This window comes from Chitinophaga rhizosphaerae, assembly GCF_003958645.1.
Classification (GTDB): domain Bacteria; phylum Bacteroidota; class Bacteroidia; order Chitinophagales; family Chitinophagaceae; genus Chitinophaga; species Chitinophaga rhizosphaerae.
In genome coordinates, this window is record NZ_RXLO01000001.1 from 645222 (window position 1) to 661618 (window position 16397).

Consider the following 16397-nt stretch of genomic DNA (forward strand, 5'->3'; position numbering starts at 1 on the left):
CAATGGCCACCAGGAAAGGCTTCAACTCCCGGGTGGCCATCGATTTTTTGGTATGGTCTCTTCAATCAGCTGGCAGCCAACTCCCGCCATCCCGCTGCTTTCTTCTCCGCGATGGCCTTATCCATTTCCTTTTCCGCATCCGCTTCATTGATGCAGGTTTTCACCTCGATCTGCCCCTTCGTCCCGGATTTACCGTGGCGGATAAAGAGCTTCGGGCCGGTGGCCGTTATTTCCCAGAATTTCTCCTGTTTGCCCTCGCCGGACAATAGGCGAACCGTGCCCTCCGGCAACGCGTCTTCCTTCATCACCGCATTCCCGTTGGCTTGCGCCTGTTTGCCCAGGCGTTTCATAATATCCTCGACCACTTTTTCCGGTTCCGACAGCCAGTCTTTTGCGTACACCGTCATCGTCCGCCAGCCGAAAGTCTCCATCACGGCGGGCCGCTGGTAATATTGCTCAAGCACGTTGTCGTGCTGGTACCATGCTTCGTCGTCTACCTGGATGCCCAGCGCGAATTGCGCGTCGTCGGGTTTGGATTTCACCGCTAGCGAACAACGGAAACCGCTCTGGCCTACCTGTTCGGCAACGGTCAAACCTTCTTTTTCCAGCGCTTCGCGGATTTCCTGGAGCACCACGGTATCGCCGCTGCGGAAACGGCCTTGCGGACGGGCGGCCGTTAGCCCGTCGAGCACCATCCTGGCCTGTTTCATATTGCCTGCGCTCACCTGCTCGGCATATTGCAGGAAGCGCGACAGGAAGTTGGCGCCGGGGTTGTAGAGATTGGTGATCTGGCCGTGGCGGATAGAGCTTACGATGGCCATATGCCGCCGTGCGCGGCTAAAAATCACGTTCAGCCGTTTTTCACCGCCTTTTTTATTGATCGGCCCGAAATGCATGGACATCTTGCCGCGGGGATCGGGGGCGTAGCATACGCTCATGATGATGATATCGCGCTCATCGCCCTGCACATTTTCCAGGTTTTTCACGAAAAGCCCCGTGAACTGGCCGTTTTCGGTTCGGGCCATGGCTTCGTCGAGGAGATCGTCGAACGCGGGGTCCTGTTCCGCCAATACATCGAGCGCGGCGTTGATGGCGCTTTGCTGTTCCTGGCTGAAAGCCACGATGCCAATGCTGTCTTTGGTCCGCTTACCCAGCAATTCCCGCACCAGGTGGGCGATGTAGCCGGCTTCGGCCGTATTGCCGCGTTTGGCGTAGACGCCCTGCGGAATATGGTGGTAGCTGATGCTGCGGTCGAAAATGGCTTTGATATTGAACATGGCATCTGACGGCGCTGCCACGCTGATCGGCTGCCGCTGTGCGGCATGCTCGCTGCGATCGGGGATCGTGAGGAGCGCGGCGTCGTAAAAAGCGTGGTTGCTGTAGCTGATCAGCGTTTCGAAGTGACTGCGGTAGTGCCAGCCGAGGAGATAGCTGTTCATTTTGCGGGCGCCCTGGGTGAGGAGGCTGTCCGCATCCGCGCTGAGGATATCATCGTCCACAGGGTCGGCGCCGAGATCGTCGGGGTCGCCGGTGCGGGCGGAGAAGAAATCGGTCGGCGGCATTTGTTTTTCGTCGCCCACGATGATGGTCTGCGGAGCGCGATAGAGCGCCGGAACGCCTTCTTCCAGCGTGATCTGCGAGGCTTCGTCGAAAATAACGGCGTCGAAGAAAGGCTGATCGAGCGGGAAGGCGTCGCTTACGCTGAGGGGGCTCATGAGCCACACGGGCTTGAGATCGAGCAGCACGCGGCCGCTTGCTCGGGAGCAAAGTTCGCGGATGCTTTTGAAGCGCATGCTTTTCGAAAATTCGTTTTCGAGGATACGGCGCCCTTCCATATAGGCTTCATCGGCTTTCTGGCTGCGCTGCACGTTTTCGAGGAACTGCCGGCGGATATTGGCGCGGATATACGCCGCGTTGAGTTGCAGCAGCTCGCCGTAACAATGCTTTACCGTGCCCACGGCCTGTTCAACATTCTGCGCGCCAGCCTGCGCGAAGGCTTTGTTGGAACGGTACAGCTGGCGGAGCGATTTCCCGGCCATGCCGGCTTCCAGCTCCCCGGGCGACCAGGGAAGTTTACGCAGGGCCGATTTGAAATCGCCCGGTAATGCGATATAGTTGCCCAGCACGGGAAGCAATTCTTCGAGGGCGGGGGCGTTGAGGCGGATGGATTCCAGCAGGTCGGCCAGTTCACCGAAAGGCTGGGGGGCCGGGTCGGCGAGGGTTTGGGCGAGGAGGGACTCCAGTTTGAGAAGGGATTCCTGCAATGCGGCGAGGTGCTTTACCGTGTCGGCGGCCTGCGGGTGATGGAGGAGATATTGGAGCGATGGCTCGTGCAGTTTCCCGCGCAGCCTTTCCACCGCCAGCCATGTCATTTCCAGTTGGGAAATGCGGTAATCCGATTCGAGGGATTGCCGGGCGCGGGAGGCCGTTGCCGCCGCTTCGTATTCGTGTTGCAGTTGTTCAAGAATGGATACGGCGGACGGAGGCACCGCACGCGCAGCAAAATCGTATTGCGCACGCAGCGTCCTGTTCAGCCGGCGCCATCTGCCTGACAAAAACCGCCAGAAAGAACCTTCGTGCCGGCGCGCCACTTCCAGCCCCGTAACCGTATCTTCCACCGACAATTTCTGCCGCCAGCCCGTGTTCTGCGCCGCGGCTTCCCCGGCCGATTTTTGCAATCCCTTCACTTCCGCGAACCGCTTTTCGAACGCCTGCGCATCGGGATGCGACGGGTCCACCAACCGCAACAGCCCCGCACCCGCCAAAGGCAACAGCAACGTGGCCTGGAGCACCAGCGCCTTCAGCTCGTTCAACCGGGAAGCATGTTCCCTGGCCGATTGCAGCGCCTCCAGCAGCGCCAGCGCGTCTGCCGTCAATTGTTTCAGCATGCCGATGGGCTGCGGCGACGCGAACACAGATTCATTGACCCGGCTCAGCGGGTGACTGGCAAACACCGGCTCGGCGCCCGTCTCTTCCAGCGCCTGTCCCAACTGTTCGACCACGTTACCGAACTGCAACCACTGCAGATACCCGGGCACGATTTCCTCTGTTTCCGCGTCGGTGGCGGGGATCAGCGGTTTTAGCGACAACAGCCGCTCGATGAGCGTACGCACCGGAACGCCGGCGGATTCGGTTTCATCTGCATGCGTGTCGTGAAACTCCTGCAACAATTGCAGTTGCCGGCGCAGGTTGTGCAGCAGCGCATCGCGGCGGAGGGTGATCGTGTGGAGATCGGTGTCCGGCTTGAGGGCGGCTTCGTAACTCTGCTTGAGGTCTTTGATGAAAGCGCGCTTGTCGCCCTGACTGTCATGTATATACGAACACAAATCCGAAAGCCCCTGTTGCTGCAGGCGATGGAATACCACGTCGAGCGCAGCGCGTTTCTCGCAAACGAACAGCACTTTCTTCCCCCTCGCCACGAAATCGGCGATGAGGTTGGTGATCGTCTGGCTCTTGCCCGTTCCCGGGGGGCCTTGAATGATATAACTTTCGCCTTTCCGCGCTTGCAGGATGGCCCGCGTTTGCGTAGGATCGGCCTGTATGACGTGGAACCATTCTTCGGGCAGGGCCGGCAGTTCCGTTTCTTCCGCCAGCGGCCGCGGATGGTCGCTGAAGAGATGGTCGAACACGCCATGCCGGTGCCGCTGCTCGATGGCGGCGTTGTAGTCGCGCACCAGGCTCATTTTCTTGTAGTTGAAATTCCCCAGTACCACCTGGCAGGCGTCGAACTCCCAGCGGTATGGGTTCGCTTCGGCTTCCGCCCATTCGAACAATTCCTTTTCGGTTACCTCGTCCGGTTCGGCAGGCGCGTCTTTCGGCTTCGGCACTTCCGCGCCGCTGGTCTTTTTCCGGTATTGCTCGGCGGTTTCGCGCGCTTCCTTGTAAATGAGGCGGATGCGGGGCTTACGGAGATATTGCAGCACGATGCCGCGGTTGGCGCCCTCCACCTGCCGGCGGATGTGATCGCAGAACACCTCGGGCGACATGTCTTCCAGGTCCACACCGTCCGGCAATTCGATACCGAACAGTTCCCGCAGGCGGTTGGCCAGCACGGGATTCACTTCGGCGTTGTTATCGGTCACCGTCAGCACATATTGATCGCCGCCGGTCTGTTTTTTGTTTTTCAATTCCACGGGCAGCAGCAACAGTGGACTGTGGATGCTTTCCTGCGGTTCTTCGGCGAGGTTGTGCCATTTCAGGAAAGCTATTACCAGCTTGAGTTGCGAGAAACCGAATTCCTGCACGTCGCGCTGCGCCTCCAGCCTGATCTTGTTCAGCACGGCAGGCAAATAGGGATGGTCTTCGAAACGGAGGTATTTATTGAGGGACAAATCGCCCATGGCCACCACTTTCGATTCGATATCCGCATTCCAGGTAAACAGCAGTTCCGGCCGGATGCTCTGGTGGTGCAGTACCATGGGAACGCTGCCGAAAGTGAGGTTGGCGAAGCGGGAATTGGGTTTGTAGTACAGCAGGCGGTTGCGGCGGCTGATGTCGAACAGCCGGTTGCGGAGTTTGTGGAGGATGAATTGTTGCTTCTCGCTGCGGTCGTGCGTTACCCAGCCGGCTACCTGCGCCAGGTCTGTCTGTTTTTCGGGGTCGAAGTCACGGTAATTTTCGAGCCGGTGAATGGCTTCGCGCAGATCGGGCGTTCTGTTGCCGCGCTCCAGTTCCGTCATTTCGGTGATGAGGGTGCCGAGGGCGGGATGGAGGTTTTTATGGAGGAGGGGGCGCTCACGCTGCGCCACGAGGGTTTGCAGCGTTTCCGGATCGTGCAGGTCGAGCCCCAGTGCGAGGCTGGCCAGCACGAGGCCGAGCACGAAGATATCGGTCTGTTCGTCGTGATGCCCCAGCAGCATTTCGTAGCTGTTGAAACCCGGGATGTAGGCGGCGTGTCGGAGCGGTTGAGCCGTATCCGTATGTATGCGGAGCGATTGCGCCGCCTGGCCTTCGGGCAGCCGCACTTTATCGATCACATCGAAGTGGGGATTATGCCCGTTGAAGAGGGCATCTACCTTATCGGCGGCTTCCTGTGGCGGGAGGGCGCCTTCCGGGTTGAGCCGGAGGGTGCGGGCCGTGGCCTGGATGGCGGATTCGGGGCCGAAGGGAGCCACGAGGCCTTCGTCGTGCAATGCCTGTACGTCGCGGAAAAGCGGGAGTACGGCCGCGATAACGTCGTCTGTGGTGTATGGTCCGTGCTGGAAGGCAGTTTGCAGGAACTGCCGGAATGAGATCATCGTCAAGGTAAAAAATTAAGCGCCTGGGGCCGGGGGTTCGTTTTCCGGCCGCCCAAAATTACCAATTTCCCCGCCGCCTCAAACCGAAATCGCCTTCATTTTCCGCTTCGATGTCGAATATTTCGTTCTCGCTGCATCCCGTTGGGCCACGGGCCCCATGCCCGGTAATTTGCATGGAAAAGCAACGGAAATGAAAACCATTTGCCTTTTGGCCCTGGCGGGGCTTTTAGCTCACTATAACGCATCCGCGCAGCAGATTATTGGCCGCGTCACGGATAAAACCGGCCGCGGGCTGGAAGGCGCCAGCGTCATCCTAGCCGGAACGGCGGACGGCGCCACGGCCGACAGCCTCGGCAGGTTCCGGTTCACCACTTCCGCGCCTGCACCTTACCGGTTGACGGCCAGCTATATCGGCTACAAACCCGCCACCATGGAAGCCACTCCGGGCATAGACATCCGCATCGCGCTGGCCATCGACCCCTCGTCCCTGCAACCCGTCGTGATTTCCGCCGGCTCCTTTTCCGCCGGGGACAAAAACAAAGGCGCCGTCATGACCGCCATGGACGTGGTTTCCGTGGCCGGCAACGGCGGCGATGTGGCCAATGCTGCGCGCACCCTGCCCGGTGCGCAGCAGATCGGGGAAAGGGAAGGGCTCTTCGTACGGGGAGGCGCCGGGAACGAAACCCGCCAGTTCGTAGACGGTACGCTGGTGCCTTCGCCGTATTTCGCGGCCATGCCCGGGCTGCCGCAGTTCAACCGCATTTCATCGCCTTTCCTGTTCGACGGCATCATTTTCAGTACCGGCGGGTATTCCGCCGCATACGGCCAGGGCCTCAGCGGCGCGCTCATCCTCGAAACGCAGGACCTGCCAGACAAATCGTCAGCCGTGATCGGGATATCGCCCATGGTGGCGGTGGCCGGCGTGCAAAAACTGGCGAAGAACGGCAACAGCAGCATAGGGCTCAGCACGAGGTTCATGTCCTGGCAATACTACGCCAAAGCCGTTCCCCAAAATCCGGAATACGCCAAAGGTCCGGCTTACTCCGTCACGGAAGCGAATTTCCGCGCCAAAACGGGCAAGACCGGCATGCTGAAAATCTACGCCAACTTCGGTTTCCATCAATCTGAACTCTACCGCGAAGATGTAGACAGCGCCGCGCTGCTGGACCGTTTCGCATCTACCGACCGGAATATTTACCTCAACCTCAGCCACCGGAGCCGCCCGGGAGAAAACTGGCGCCTGGATCTGGGGGGATCGCTGAATTACAACAGCGCGGACATTAGCCGGGGTGTAACAGGACAGGATAAGGCAGGTGTTCATCCGGAAGGTGCGGCCTTCGAAAGTAAAACCGCCGAAATCCGCAGCCGTGAGCGATCGCTGCAGGGGAAGGCCGCGATCACCCGTTATCTCGGCGGCGGACATTTGCTGCTGGCAGGTTCGGAAGTACAGATCGGCGAGTTGGATGAATTGTATGCCGCATTCGCGGAAGGAGCGTGGCGGCTGCATCATGCCGTGGCCCTGCGAACGGGCGCACGATGGGAATTCAGCCGGCTCTCCGGCCGGGGAGACCTTGCGCCCCGCCTGAGCCTCGCCGTGCGGACGGGCGCCAATTCCCAGCTCAACGCGGCCTGGGGGATGTACTTCCAGCAGGCGGAAAGGCGCTGGCGGGCGGAAGCGCCCTTCCTGCCGCAAGCCAAAGCCACCCATTACATCCTCAATTACACGCGGAAGGAAAATGGAAGGCTCTTCCGGGCGGAGGCGTTCTACAAAAAATACGACCGCCTCCTCAAAACGGAACCTGACATCGGTATGAACGGTTCCGGCTACGCGAACGGACTGGAAATGTTCTGGCGCGATAAAAAGTCGGTCCGCAATTTCGATTACTGGGTCAGCTACAGCTATCTCCACACCCGCCGCGATCACCTCGATTTCCCCATGCCGCTGCAACCCGATTTCGCCGCGCCGCACACTTTGTCGGTAGTCACCAAACGGTTCTTCGAAAAGCTCAGCACCAACGTGAATCTCTCGTGGTCCCTGGCAGCAGGGAGGCCTTACTACGACTTCGCGCCGGGAAGCGCCATCCGCCAGCAGGGCACCACCAAGGGGTACAACGTCGTCAATCTCGGACTGGCGCACATGCTGTCGCTCTTCCCGAAATGGAAACAGAAAGACTTCACCGTAATTGCATGTGGCGTCAACAACCTGCTGGGAACCAGGCAGGTGTTCGGGTACACGTTCAGCTACGACGGCAATAACAGATCGCCGGTAACCTTACCGGCTACACGAAATTACTTCATCGGGATCTTCATGAGCCTGGGCATCGACCGGACGGAAGATTACCTCAACGAAAATTTGTAACAAAATCCATAACATGAAAAAGATCACCACCATCGTCATCGCCCTGTTTGCAATGTTGGCCGCCAGTGCGCAAAGTCCGCAACTGGAGAGCGCCGTGTCCAAACTGAATTCCGCGCGCACCGCGGCAGAATACCAGGACCTGGCCAACACTTTCCAGCGGCTGGCTTCGGCCGACGCCAAATCGTGGCTGCCGCCGTACTACGCTGCCGTCGCCAACATGAAACTGGCTTTCCTGCAGAAGGAGAAAGCCATGGCACTGAGCGCCCTTGCGGAAGAACAGATCGCCAATGCGGAGGCGCTCGTTCCGGCGGGCAACGCCAAAGAAATGTCGGAGATCTACACCGTGAAAAGCTTCATCGAACGGAGCAAGGTCGAAGCCGATCCCATGACCAACGGCCGCAAGTTCGGGCCCATCGCCGGAAAATACCTCGCGCAGGCACGGAAACTGGACCCGCAGAACCCGCGGGCCCTGTACCTCGACGGCCACATCAAATTCCACACGCCCGCGCTCTGGGGCGGCGACAAGAACAAAGCGAAAGCCCTTTTCACCGAAGCCCTCCACCATTTCAACGAACCGCCGGCATCGGCCACAGCGCCACAGTGGGGAAAAACCGAATGCCAGCAAATGTTGCAGTAATCCACGGGGAGGAAGGCAGGGCCTTCCTCCCTTAAAACCAACAGCATGAAAGCATCTACCGAACGCAAAATCATCCGATGGGTCCACATCCTGTTCAGCATTCCCATCATCGGGTTCATCTACGGCCCTGTCGCGGAACTGCCGTATGCCGCCGGCGCGGTCAGGTTCGTTTTCTTCCCCCTTATCGTTCTTTCCGGATTCTGGTTATGGAAAGCCAATGGATTAAAAAACACTTGTTAAATTAGCCGAAAGATGAAAGCCTTCCTTCGAAAATACGCTGTCCGCATCGCGGTTACCTTCATGTTCGTTGTCATTGCCTGGACGATCCGGCAGGGCATTGTACCCGATATGACCATAGGCCGCCACCTGCTAACGAGCATCCCGGTGATCATCGTCACCCAATTCGTCTGGACGGTACTTTCGGGCGTACATAAGCTGCTCGACAAAGTATTCCCTTTCACGAAAAGCGACGCCGGGCGTATTTTTCTTCAAATCGTACTGGGAACCATCCTGATCTACGTGATCCGGAGCATCGTTTTTTCAATCATCCAGTCCAACTTCAAAATCGAGATCGACCAGCTCACATCCGCCATGATCGCCACCATCAATAATTTCGTATCCATCACCATCAACCTCGCGCTGATCGGCCAATATTACACGAACCGCTGGCGCGAAGGCATCTTGAAGGAAGAAAGGCTCGTCAGGGAAAAGATGCAATTGCAGTTCCTCCACCTTAAAAACCAGGTAGACCCGCATTTCCTGTTCAACGCGTTCACGTCGCTAGACAGCCTCGTCCATTCCAATCCCGACCTGGCGTCGCAGTTCATCCGCCATCTTTCCAAGGTATACCGCTACGCATTGCAGAACCGCGACAAGGATATGGTGAGCCTGCAAACGGAGTTGGAAATGCTCCATCACTACATCGCCTTACAGAAAATTCGATTCGGCACGGCGCTGGTGGTTGATATTGAGCTGGATGCATCGCTGATGGACAGGCGCATCGCAGCGGTGACGCTGCAGATGCTCATGGACAATGCCATCAAGCACAACGAAATACATGCCGACCATCCATTACGCATACGCATATACGAACAAGACGATTACATCATCGTTTCGAATAACAAGCAGATCCGCAAGCAGTTGGCGGCTTCAGATAAACAAGGCCTTGAGCAGCTGAAACAGTTATATACGTTCCTTTCTGCCAGGCAGGTCAGGGTGGAAGACGGGGTGGCGGAATTCACGGTGGCGCTGCCGCTTTCTTAAAATTGAATTATGCGAATTTTGATCCTGGAAGACGAGCCCCTCGTGGCTGCGCATCTCATCAAACAGGTACGGGAACTGGAACCGGAATGGCAGATCATCGGCCCGGTAGCCAGCCTGCGCGAAGCGGAGCTGTTCCTGCAGGCGGGCCCTGATCTGGTGCTGGCAGACATCCAGCTGTCTGACGGCATCAGCCTCGACCTGTTCCATCACCTCGAACCCGCCGTTCCCGTTATTTTCACGACGGCTTACGATCAATACGCCATCCGCGCGTTCAAGATCAACAGTATCGATTACCTCCTCAAACCCATAGACCCCGACGAACTTGCCGCCGCCTTCCGGAAATATGCCGTATTGCGCGATAAATATGCCAGCCCGCAGTTCATGGGCGAACTGATGCAGTTCGTCCGCCACCAGCAACAGAAGCAGCTTTTCAAGGAATCGTTCACCGTCCATTCCGGTAAAAGCGTATATGTGTTCCCGTTAGGCGAGATCGCGGGGTTCTCCAAAAATGAGGTGATCTATCTCCATCATGCCGATGGCCGCAACTGGATCACCGATTACCGCTCGCTCGACGAGATCGAGGAACTGCTCGATCCGCAGCAATGCTATCGCGCCAGCCGCCAGTTCATCGTCAACCGCACATGGCTCGCTGGTTACAAGACCGATGATACGAGCCGTCTCACATTACACTTCAAGGCCGGGAAATGGCCGCCGGTAACGGTGAGCAAAGACAAGGCAGCCGCGTTCCGTAGCTGGTTCGGTTGACGGGGTCCGGGATACAGGTGATGTCTTTTTCCAGTAATAATCAATGGGAAAACTGTAGTTCGCTGAGCCCGCGGTAAAGTCCTTCCGACTTCCGCATGAGCTCTTCATGCGTGCCCGATTCCACCACGCCGCCTTTATCGAGCACGAGGATCATATCGGCGCGGCGAACGGTGCTGAGGCGATGGGCGATCACGATAGAGGTGCGGCCTTCCATGAGTTTGTCCAGCGCTTCCTGCACGAGTTTTTCCGACTCGGAATCGAGGGCGGAGGTGGCTTCGTCGAGGATGAGGATGCGGGGATTGCGGAGTACGGCCCTGGCGATGGCGATGCGTTGCCGCTGCCCGCCCGACAGCTGGATGCCCCGTTCGCCCACGATGGTATCGAGGCCTTCGGGGAACTGGCGGATGAACTCCCAGGCGTTGGCCTGCCGCGCGGCTTCCACGATCGCTTCTTCGGAGGCGGTGGTATCGCCGTAAGCGATGTTTTCGCGGATGGTGCCGCCGAACAGGAACACGTCTTGCGGCACCACGGCCATTTGGGAGCGGAGGAGCGAAAGGTCGTATTCCCGGGTATCCTGGCCGTCGATATAGATATGCCCGGCCGCGGGGTCGTAAAACCGCAGCAGGAGGTTGACGATGGTGGATTTGCCGGCGCCGCTGGGCCCCACAAGGGCCACCTGCCAGCCGGGCTCGGCGTGGAAACTCACGTCGCGCAGCACGGGAAGGTCTTTTCTGGAAGGATACTGGAAACCTACGTGCTGGAACCGGATTTCGCCGTTGAAATGCTGGCGGCGGGCAGCAGGAGGGATGAGCTGAATCTTTTCTTCCGGTTCGTCGAGGATTTCGAGGAGGTGCTCCGATGCGCCAAGGGCGCGCTGGATGCGGGTAAAGATCTCGGCCAGCCCGGAAATCGATCCGCCGATAAAACCGGAATACAGGACGAAGGAGAACAGGTCGCCCACGGCAAAGCCATCGCCGATCATCAGCACGCCTTTCCAGATCACGGCCACCATGGCGCCGAAGAGCCCGAAAATGAGGAACGATACGAACATGCCCTGGTACGTCCCGGATTTGATGCCGGTTTTCACGACCTCGTCTGTCTTCGCCTTATACCTGCCGGTCTCGAAAAACTCGTTCGCGAAGGCTTTCACGTTAAAAATCCCCTGCAGCGTTTCTTCCACGATGGTATTGGATTCCGCGATCTGCCCCTGCACCTGTTTGCTGAACCGGCGGATGAATTTCCCGAAGACCACGGCCAAAATGCAAATGGCGGGAACGATGGCGAGCATGAACAGGGTCAGTTGCCAGCTTGTATACGCCAGCAGCGCGATGCCGCCGATGATGGTGATCACCTGCCGGAGGAATTCCGCCAACGTGGTGGTGAATAAATCCTGCAGCTGGGAAATATCGGAGGAGATGCGGCTGTTCAATTCGCCCACGCGCCTTTCCGAGAAGAATTTCATGGGCAGGCGGATGAGATGGGAATAGGTGGCCTGCCGGAGCGCCGCCACGGTTTTTTCGGTGACCGACACAAAAATGCGGATGCGGAAAAAGGAAAAGATGGATTGAAGCGCCAGCACGGCCACGAGCATCAGCCCGATGCGGTTGATATGCAAATGCAGTTCCCCGGCCTGCCCCACGTTGATCAGATCGCCCAGGAGCTTCGGGAAAGCCAGGCTCGTGGCGCTCGACAGCATCAGCATGACCAGCCCTCCGGCGAATTGCCAGCGGTAGGGTTTGGCATATTGGTATAACCGGGATGCCCTGCGAATACCGTCAAATGAAAATTTTGCGCGCTTTTGCTGTTCCTCCATATAATGAAATTAACGATTCCTGATGGAGAAGACGGGTGGGAAAGGGAAATATTGTAGGGACCGACGAATTTCTTCTTCGCGATATTTATTGATTATCAGGCATTTCTTACTCTCATCGCCCGCATCTTTCCTTCCAGCACTGCCGCCACGATGGCCATTCCGGCCAGCAGGAGGTCTGCCGCCGGGGTATTCCAGCCATTGCGCAGGCTGCGGGGGAGGATGAACGTGAAGCATATCATGGCGAAGGAACCGTACAGCCCGGCCTGCTTCGTCCGGGCCAGGGCCAGCAACAGAACGAGCGCGGCCTGGGTGAAAGGGACCGTCAGCACCAGTTCATCTGCGAACATCCGCCAGGTATCATACCGGCTCAGCCGCATATGGAAAATCCCCGGCGCCAGGAACCCCGTGACAGCCGCGTAAGCCAGCCGTACGGCGAGCAGGCCGGTGGCGATGTCTATGTAAAGTTGGCGAAGCACCAGGCTCCGCAATCGGTTGGCAGCCGGGAAATGGATACCGGCTTCGGAAAATTTGCGCATATAGTTAGCGAATATCGCTGGGTGGAATTTTATTCATCAAAAGCTGACAAACATGCCTAAAATAATGAAATCTGCCGTCAAGATACGAATGTGTTCGCATTCCACCATCATTACTCGAATTCCCGGAAGCCCTTATGCTGGGCGAGCGCCAGCATTTCGCGGTCGCCGCTGCTGTCGCCATAGGCATAAACGGCCTGGTACGGCGTGAGTTTCACGGCTTCGCGGATACGGCACACTTTTTCCTCCCCATTACAGTTTTTCCCGGCGAGCGCTCCCGTCAACCGCCCGTTCACGACCTCCAGCCGCGATCCCAACACGGGCACCCCGGCTCTTTCGGCCCAGGGCTGCACCCAGTTTTCCGCGGAAGCCGTCACGATAAACACGGTATGGCCTTCGGAAATATGCCAGGCGATGGCGTTTACCGCCCGCGGGCGCAGCAACGCCGGCAACCGCTCCTTGCAAAAGGCGTCGCATTTTTCCTGGAATTCGGCCAGGGGCATGCCTTTGAAATAAAACTTCAGGACGATCTCCTTCATCCGCTGGTTTCCGATCACTTTCAATTTGAAGAGTACCAGCAGGGGCAACAGCAGGGCCATGCCGGTATACAGCGCCACCGGCCCCTTGTGGAAACGGATGATCTCGAAAAGGGTGTCTTTCCGAGTAATGGTACCATCGAAATCGAAAAATGCGATCGCCTGCTTCACAGTTTCTTCTTTTTGAAAATAGGCTCGGGTATGTTTTTGATGATCATCATGATATATCGCCAGAACCACTTCGTGTACAATACGTTTTTCTTCTTTTCCGCCGCTTTGAAAATATCATCGGCCACTTCGCCGGGCTGCGCGGTGAGCAAGGCCGGAAGTGCGAGGTGCCCGGTCATCTGCGTAGCCACGAACCCCGGTTCCACGGTCATCACGTGTGCGCCGGAATGCCACAGGCGGTTGCGCAGGCCGGAAAGATACGCCGTAAAGCCAGCTTTGGCACTGCCGTAGAGATAATTGCTCATCCGGCCGCGGTCTCCCGCAACGGAACTGATCCCTATGATCGTGCCTTTTCCCCGTGCGGCCATGTCTTCGGCCACAATATTGAGGATAGACACGGCGCCGGTAAAGTTGGTATGGAGGATACGGGAAGCTTCCTGCCAGTCTTGCTGGCCTTTTTCCTGCGAGCCGAGGTAGCCGAACACACAAAGCACCACATCCGGCGGAGCGGGGAGCGCGCGGTAAAAACCGGCGTGGGAGGTGAAGTCGAGCGCGTCGAAAGCATGCACGGTAACGGCGATGCGGTGCCGGATGCGCAAGTCCTGCTCGAGGGGGCGCAACTGTTCGGGGTTCCGGCCGGCCAGCTGGAGGGTAAAACCTGCGGCGGCGTAGCGGCGGGCGAGGGCAACTGCGATATCTGACCCGGCGCCCAGGATTAATACGGTAGGCATATTGTTCGGTCGGGTTTTATCCACCCGTTTGTTTATGCGAATTGAAAATTAAGCCGGTCGGATTGTGCGGACCTGAATTTACCGGCGGGGTTCCAGGTTTTCACGATTTCCCGGAAACGCTCCGCATTGGGGTAGCTGTCCCAGAACACGCGCTCCTGCATCCTGGCGTCTTTCGTCAGGTACAGGCGGCCGCCGTATTGCAGCACCAGCGCATCCAGCTCGTCGAGGAACGGGAAAAGGCCGTTGCGCACGGGAAAATCGAGCGCCAGCGTATAGCCTTCCATGGGAAAGGAGATCAGATCGTCCTGCTTCCCGAAGGTTTTGAGCACCGCCAGGAACGAGCCCCAGCCTTTTTCGCTGATCTTTTGCAGAATGGCCACCAGCCCGTCTTTCTTGTCCATCGGCAGCACAAACTGGTATTGCACGAACCCGTCTTTCCCGTAACCGCGGTTCCAGTGCAGGATGGCATCCAGCGGGTAGAAGAAAGGCTCGTACGGCACCGTGTTTTCGATGACGCGTTTGGTATTCTTCGCGTAGTACAGTGCGTTGAAAAGCTTGACGGTGAAGTTGTTCAGCACGAAGCCCGGCAGGTTGAAAGGTACGGTGAGCTTCATTTTGCGGGGCAGCTCCAGGGGCGCTTTCGCCGCTTTGGCGGCCACCTGGTCTTTGGTAGCATGCTCGCCGACGATGAGGATGCTCCGGCCGAAGGAATCGCCCTTTTGCAGGCAATCGATCCAGGCCATGGAGTAGGTATAATGTTTATGTTCTTCGAAAAGCTGCAATACTTCATCGAGGTTCCTGGCCTTGATCTGCTTCTGACGGATATACGCCGTTTCGATCTTCTTCAGCGTGAACCTTACGGTTGTTATGATACCGGTCAATCCCATCCCGCCGCAGGTGGCCCAGAAAAGATCGGGCTCCGTTTCAGGCGAACATTCCGTCAAACCCTTAGCGGTCAACACTTTCATGGAAACGATATGATTGCTGAAGGAACCTTCGGAATGGTGGTTTTTGCCATGTACGTCAGATGCCACGGCGCCGCCGATGGTTATGAATTTGGTCCCCGGCGTTACGGGCAGGAACCAGCCGCGGGGAACGATGATGTCGAGGATCTGGTCGAGCGTAAGGCCCGACTGGCATTCGAACACGCCATTCTCTTCGTCGAACGCCAACACCTTGTCGAACCGCAAAGTGGAAACGCTATGTTCGCCGAGCGACGCATCGCCATAACAGCGGCCGTTTCCCCTGGCGATCACGTGGTCGTGGGTGTTTACGTACTGCGTCAGTTGTTCCTCCATGGAGAAGGAGACCTCTTCACAGTTCAATACGGGATAATTGCCCCAATTCGATATGTTTTTTCGCATTATTCAAAAAAACTTTTATTCGTCGGTAAATAAATGATCACATAAAAGCTTAGAATCCACAGGAGAATGGTTAGTTGAATAAAGCGGTCTTTGTATAGGATTTTGGTGGGAGAACCGGTGTCGTTGTCGACGTAAGTTATTTGCAAATATCGTAATAATCCGGCAATAACAAAAATACTGGTATAGTAAAGGCGGTAGGTTTTGAAGTGGGCCATGGTTTCGGGGCTCATCGTATACATGAGATAGGCCACGATGATCACGGCGGAAACGACCGCCAGCGAGGCGTTGAGGAAATCGAGATTATACCCTTTGGACGCCTTGCGGAGGTCTTTGCCCGACTGGAGCTTGTGCAGCACATCGTCTCTCCGTTTGGCGAACGCCATGAACACGGCCAGGAGGAACACCATGATATTCAGCCATTCCGAAATGGCGACATCCGCCGCCACGCCGCCGGCCTTCACCCGCAGCACGAACCCGGAGGCAAGGATGAGGATGTCGAGGATGGACACGTTTTTCAGCCCGAAAGAATACCCCAGGTTGAGCACGAAATAGATCCCCAGCACGAACATGAACTTGAAACTGATGAGCGCCGCCAGCCCGAAGCCCGCGAGCACTACGAACACGAAGATCGCCAGGCCGGCCGTGGGAGATACGGCGCCGGAAGCGAGCGGACGGCTCCTTTTCACCGGGTGCGCCCTGTCTGCCTCGATATCCATGTAATCGTTGATCACATAAATACTGCTGGCCACGAGCGAAAAACTGGCGAACGCCAAAGCCAGCATCTCCATTTTATCCATCGAAAAAATTTCGCCCGCAAAGAAGGAGGGAATAAAAAGGAAAAGGTTCTTGGCCCAGTGTTTCGGGCGGAGTAGTTTTAAGTATTGCACGGGATTACACAATTAAACAAGGCGCAAAATACAATGTTTATCAGGAATTGTCGCTAGATTTGCTACCTTAAATTTACATTACCTAGTTTTACTTTTACCCAGAA

General features: G+C 57.3%; 12 protein-coding genes. 5 read left to right on the forward strand and 7 right to left on the reverse strand.

The annotated features are described in order from the left end of the window. Positions 1 to 65 precede the first annotated feature (65 nt). Entirely contained in the window at positions 66 to 5237 is a 5172-nt protein-coding gene (locus tag EJ361_RS02545) for an AAA domain-containing protein (protein ID WP_126243969.1), read from the reverse strand. A 190-nt stretch (positions 5238 to 5427) separates the two neighbouring features. On the opposite strand from EJ361_RS02545, the gene EJ361_RS02550 reads away from it, so the two are divergent. From EJ361_RS02550 to EJ361_RS02570, 5 genes are read left to right on the forward strand one after another with little or no spacing between them, the layout of a single operon-like run. After that, positions 5428 to 7596 (forward strand): TonB-dependent receptor, encoded by a 2169-nt coding sequence (locus EJ361_RS02550; protein WP_164714051.1) that lies wholly within the window; start codon positions 5428 to 5430, stop codon positions 7594 to 7596. A 13-nt stretch (positions 7597 to 7609) separates the two neighbouring features. Beyond that, positions 7610 to 8233, forward strand: coding sequence for a hypothetical protein (locus tag EJ361_RS02555; protein WP_126243769.1), 624 nt, complete (start codon positions 7610 to 7612; stop codon positions 8231 to 8233). 45 nt (positions 8234 to 8278) lie between these two features. Continuing rightward, positions 8279 to 8473, forward strand: coding sequence for a hypothetical protein (locus EJ361_RS02560; protein WP_126243770.1), 195 nt, complete (start codon positions 8279 to 8281; stop codon positions 8471 to 8473). 12 nt (positions 8474 to 8485) lie between these two features. Next, positions 8486 to 9496: a sensor histidine kinase gene (locus EJ361_RS02565; protein WP_126243771.1), complete on the forward strand. Its 1011-nt coding sequence runs from the start codon at positions 8486 to 8488 to the stop codon at positions 9494 to 9496. A 9-nt stretch (positions 9497 to 9505) separates the two neighbouring features. After that, positions 9506 to 10261 (forward strand): LytR/AlgR family response regulator transcription factor, encoded by a 756-nt coding sequence (locus EJ361_RS02570; RefSeq protein WP_126243772.1) that lies wholly within the window; start codon positions 9506 to 9508, stop codon positions 10259 to 10261. 40 nt (positions 10262 to 10301) lie between these two features. On the opposite strand, the gene EJ361_RS02575 is transcribed toward EJ361_RS02570, so the two are convergent. The 6 genes from EJ361_RS02575 to EJ361_RS02600 all read right to left on the reverse strand — a co-directional run bounded on the left by EJ361_RS02575 (position 10302) and on the right by EJ361_RS02600 (position 16293). Further along, positions 10302 to 12074 carry an ABC transporter ATP-binding protein gene (locus tag EJ361_RS02575; protein ID WP_126243773.1) on the reverse strand — a complete coding sequence of 591 codons (1773 nt, stop codon included), beginning with the start codon at positions 12072 to 12074 and terminating at the stop codon, positions 10302 to 10304. A 95-nt stretch (positions 12075 to 12169) separates the two neighbouring features. Continuing rightward, positions 12170 to 12610 (reverse strand): MauE/DoxX family redox-associated membrane protein, encoded by a 441-nt coding sequence (locus EJ361_RS02580; protein WP_126243774.1) that lies wholly within the window; start codon positions 12608 to 12610, stop codon positions 12170 to 12172. Between the two features lie 110 nt (positions 12611 to 12720). Further along, a complete protein-coding gene (locus EJ361_RS02585; protein WP_164714052.1) occupies positions 12721 to 13314 on the reverse strand; it encodes an HAD-IB family hydrolase in 594 nt (197 codons plus the stop codon). Beyond that, a complete protein-coding gene (locus EJ361_RS02590; protein ID WP_126243776.1) occupies positions 13311 to 14042 on the reverse strand; it encodes an SDR family oxidoreductase in 732 nt (243 codons plus the stop codon). The genes EJ361_RS02585 and EJ361_RS02590 overlap by 4 nt, the downstream gene beginning before the upstream one ends. Positions 14043 to 14074: 32 nt before the next feature. Beyond that, positions 14075 to 15406, reverse strand: coding sequence for an FAD-binding oxidoreductase (locus tag EJ361_RS02595; RefSeq protein ID WP_126243777.1), 1332 nt, complete (start codon positions 15404 to 15406; stop codon positions 14075 to 14077). After that, the gene (locus EJ361_RS02600) at positions 15406 to 16293 is read right to left on the reverse strand and encodes a decaprenyl-phosphate phosphoribosyltransferase (RefSeq protein WP_126243778.1); all 888 of its coding nucleotides are present in this window, start codon (positions 16291 to 16293) and stop codon (positions 15406 to 15408) included. The genes EJ361_RS02595 and EJ361_RS02600 overlap by 1 nt, the downstream gene beginning before the upstream one ends. Positions 16294 to 16397 lie beyond the last annotated feature (104 nt).

What these genes read in the sequence shown, in the direction of transcription:
- EJ361_RS02545 (WP_126243969.1), bottom strand. Translation starts at nt 5,237, where the DNA reads ATGATCTCATTCCGGCAGTTCCTGCAAACTGCCTTCCAGCACGGACCA.
- EJ361_RS02550 (WP_164714051.1), top strand. Translation starts at nt 5,428, where the DNA reads ATGAAAACCATTTGCCTTTTGGCCCTGGCGGGGCTTTTAGCTCACTAT.
- EJ361_RS02555 (WP_126243769.1), top strand. Translation starts at nt 7,610, where the DNA reads ATGAAAAAGATCACCACCATCGTCATCGCCCTGTTTGCAATGTTGGCC.
- EJ361_RS02560 (WP_126243770.1), top strand. Translation starts at nt 8,279, where the DNA reads ATGAAAGCATCTACCGAACGCAAAATCATCCGATGGGTCCACATCCTG.
- EJ361_RS02565 (WP_126243771.1), top strand. Translation starts at nt 8,486, where the DNA reads ATGAAAGCCTTCCTTCGAAAATACGCTGTCCGCATCGCGGTTACCTTC.
- EJ361_RS02570 (WP_126243772.1), top strand. Translation starts at nt 9,506, where the DNA reads ATGCGAATTTTGATCCTGGAAGACGAGCCCCTCGTGGCTGCGCATCTC.
- EJ361_RS02575 (WP_126243773.1), bottom strand. Translation starts at nt 12,074, where the DNA reads ATGGAGGAACAGCAAAAGCGCGCAAAATTTTCATTTGACGGTATTCGC.
- EJ361_RS02580 (WP_126243774.1), bottom strand. Translation starts at nt 12,610, where the DNA reads ATGCGCAAATTTTCCGAAGCCGGTATCCATTTCCCGGCTGCCAACCGA.
- EJ361_RS02590 (WP_126243776.1), bottom strand. Translation starts at nt 14,042, where the DNA reads ATGCCTACCGTATTAATCCTGGGCGCCGGGTCAGATATCGCAGTTGCC.
- EJ361_RS02595 (WP_126243777.1), bottom strand. Translation starts at nt 15,406, where the DNA reads ATGCGAAAAAACATATCGAATTGGGGCAATTATCCCGTATTGAACTGT.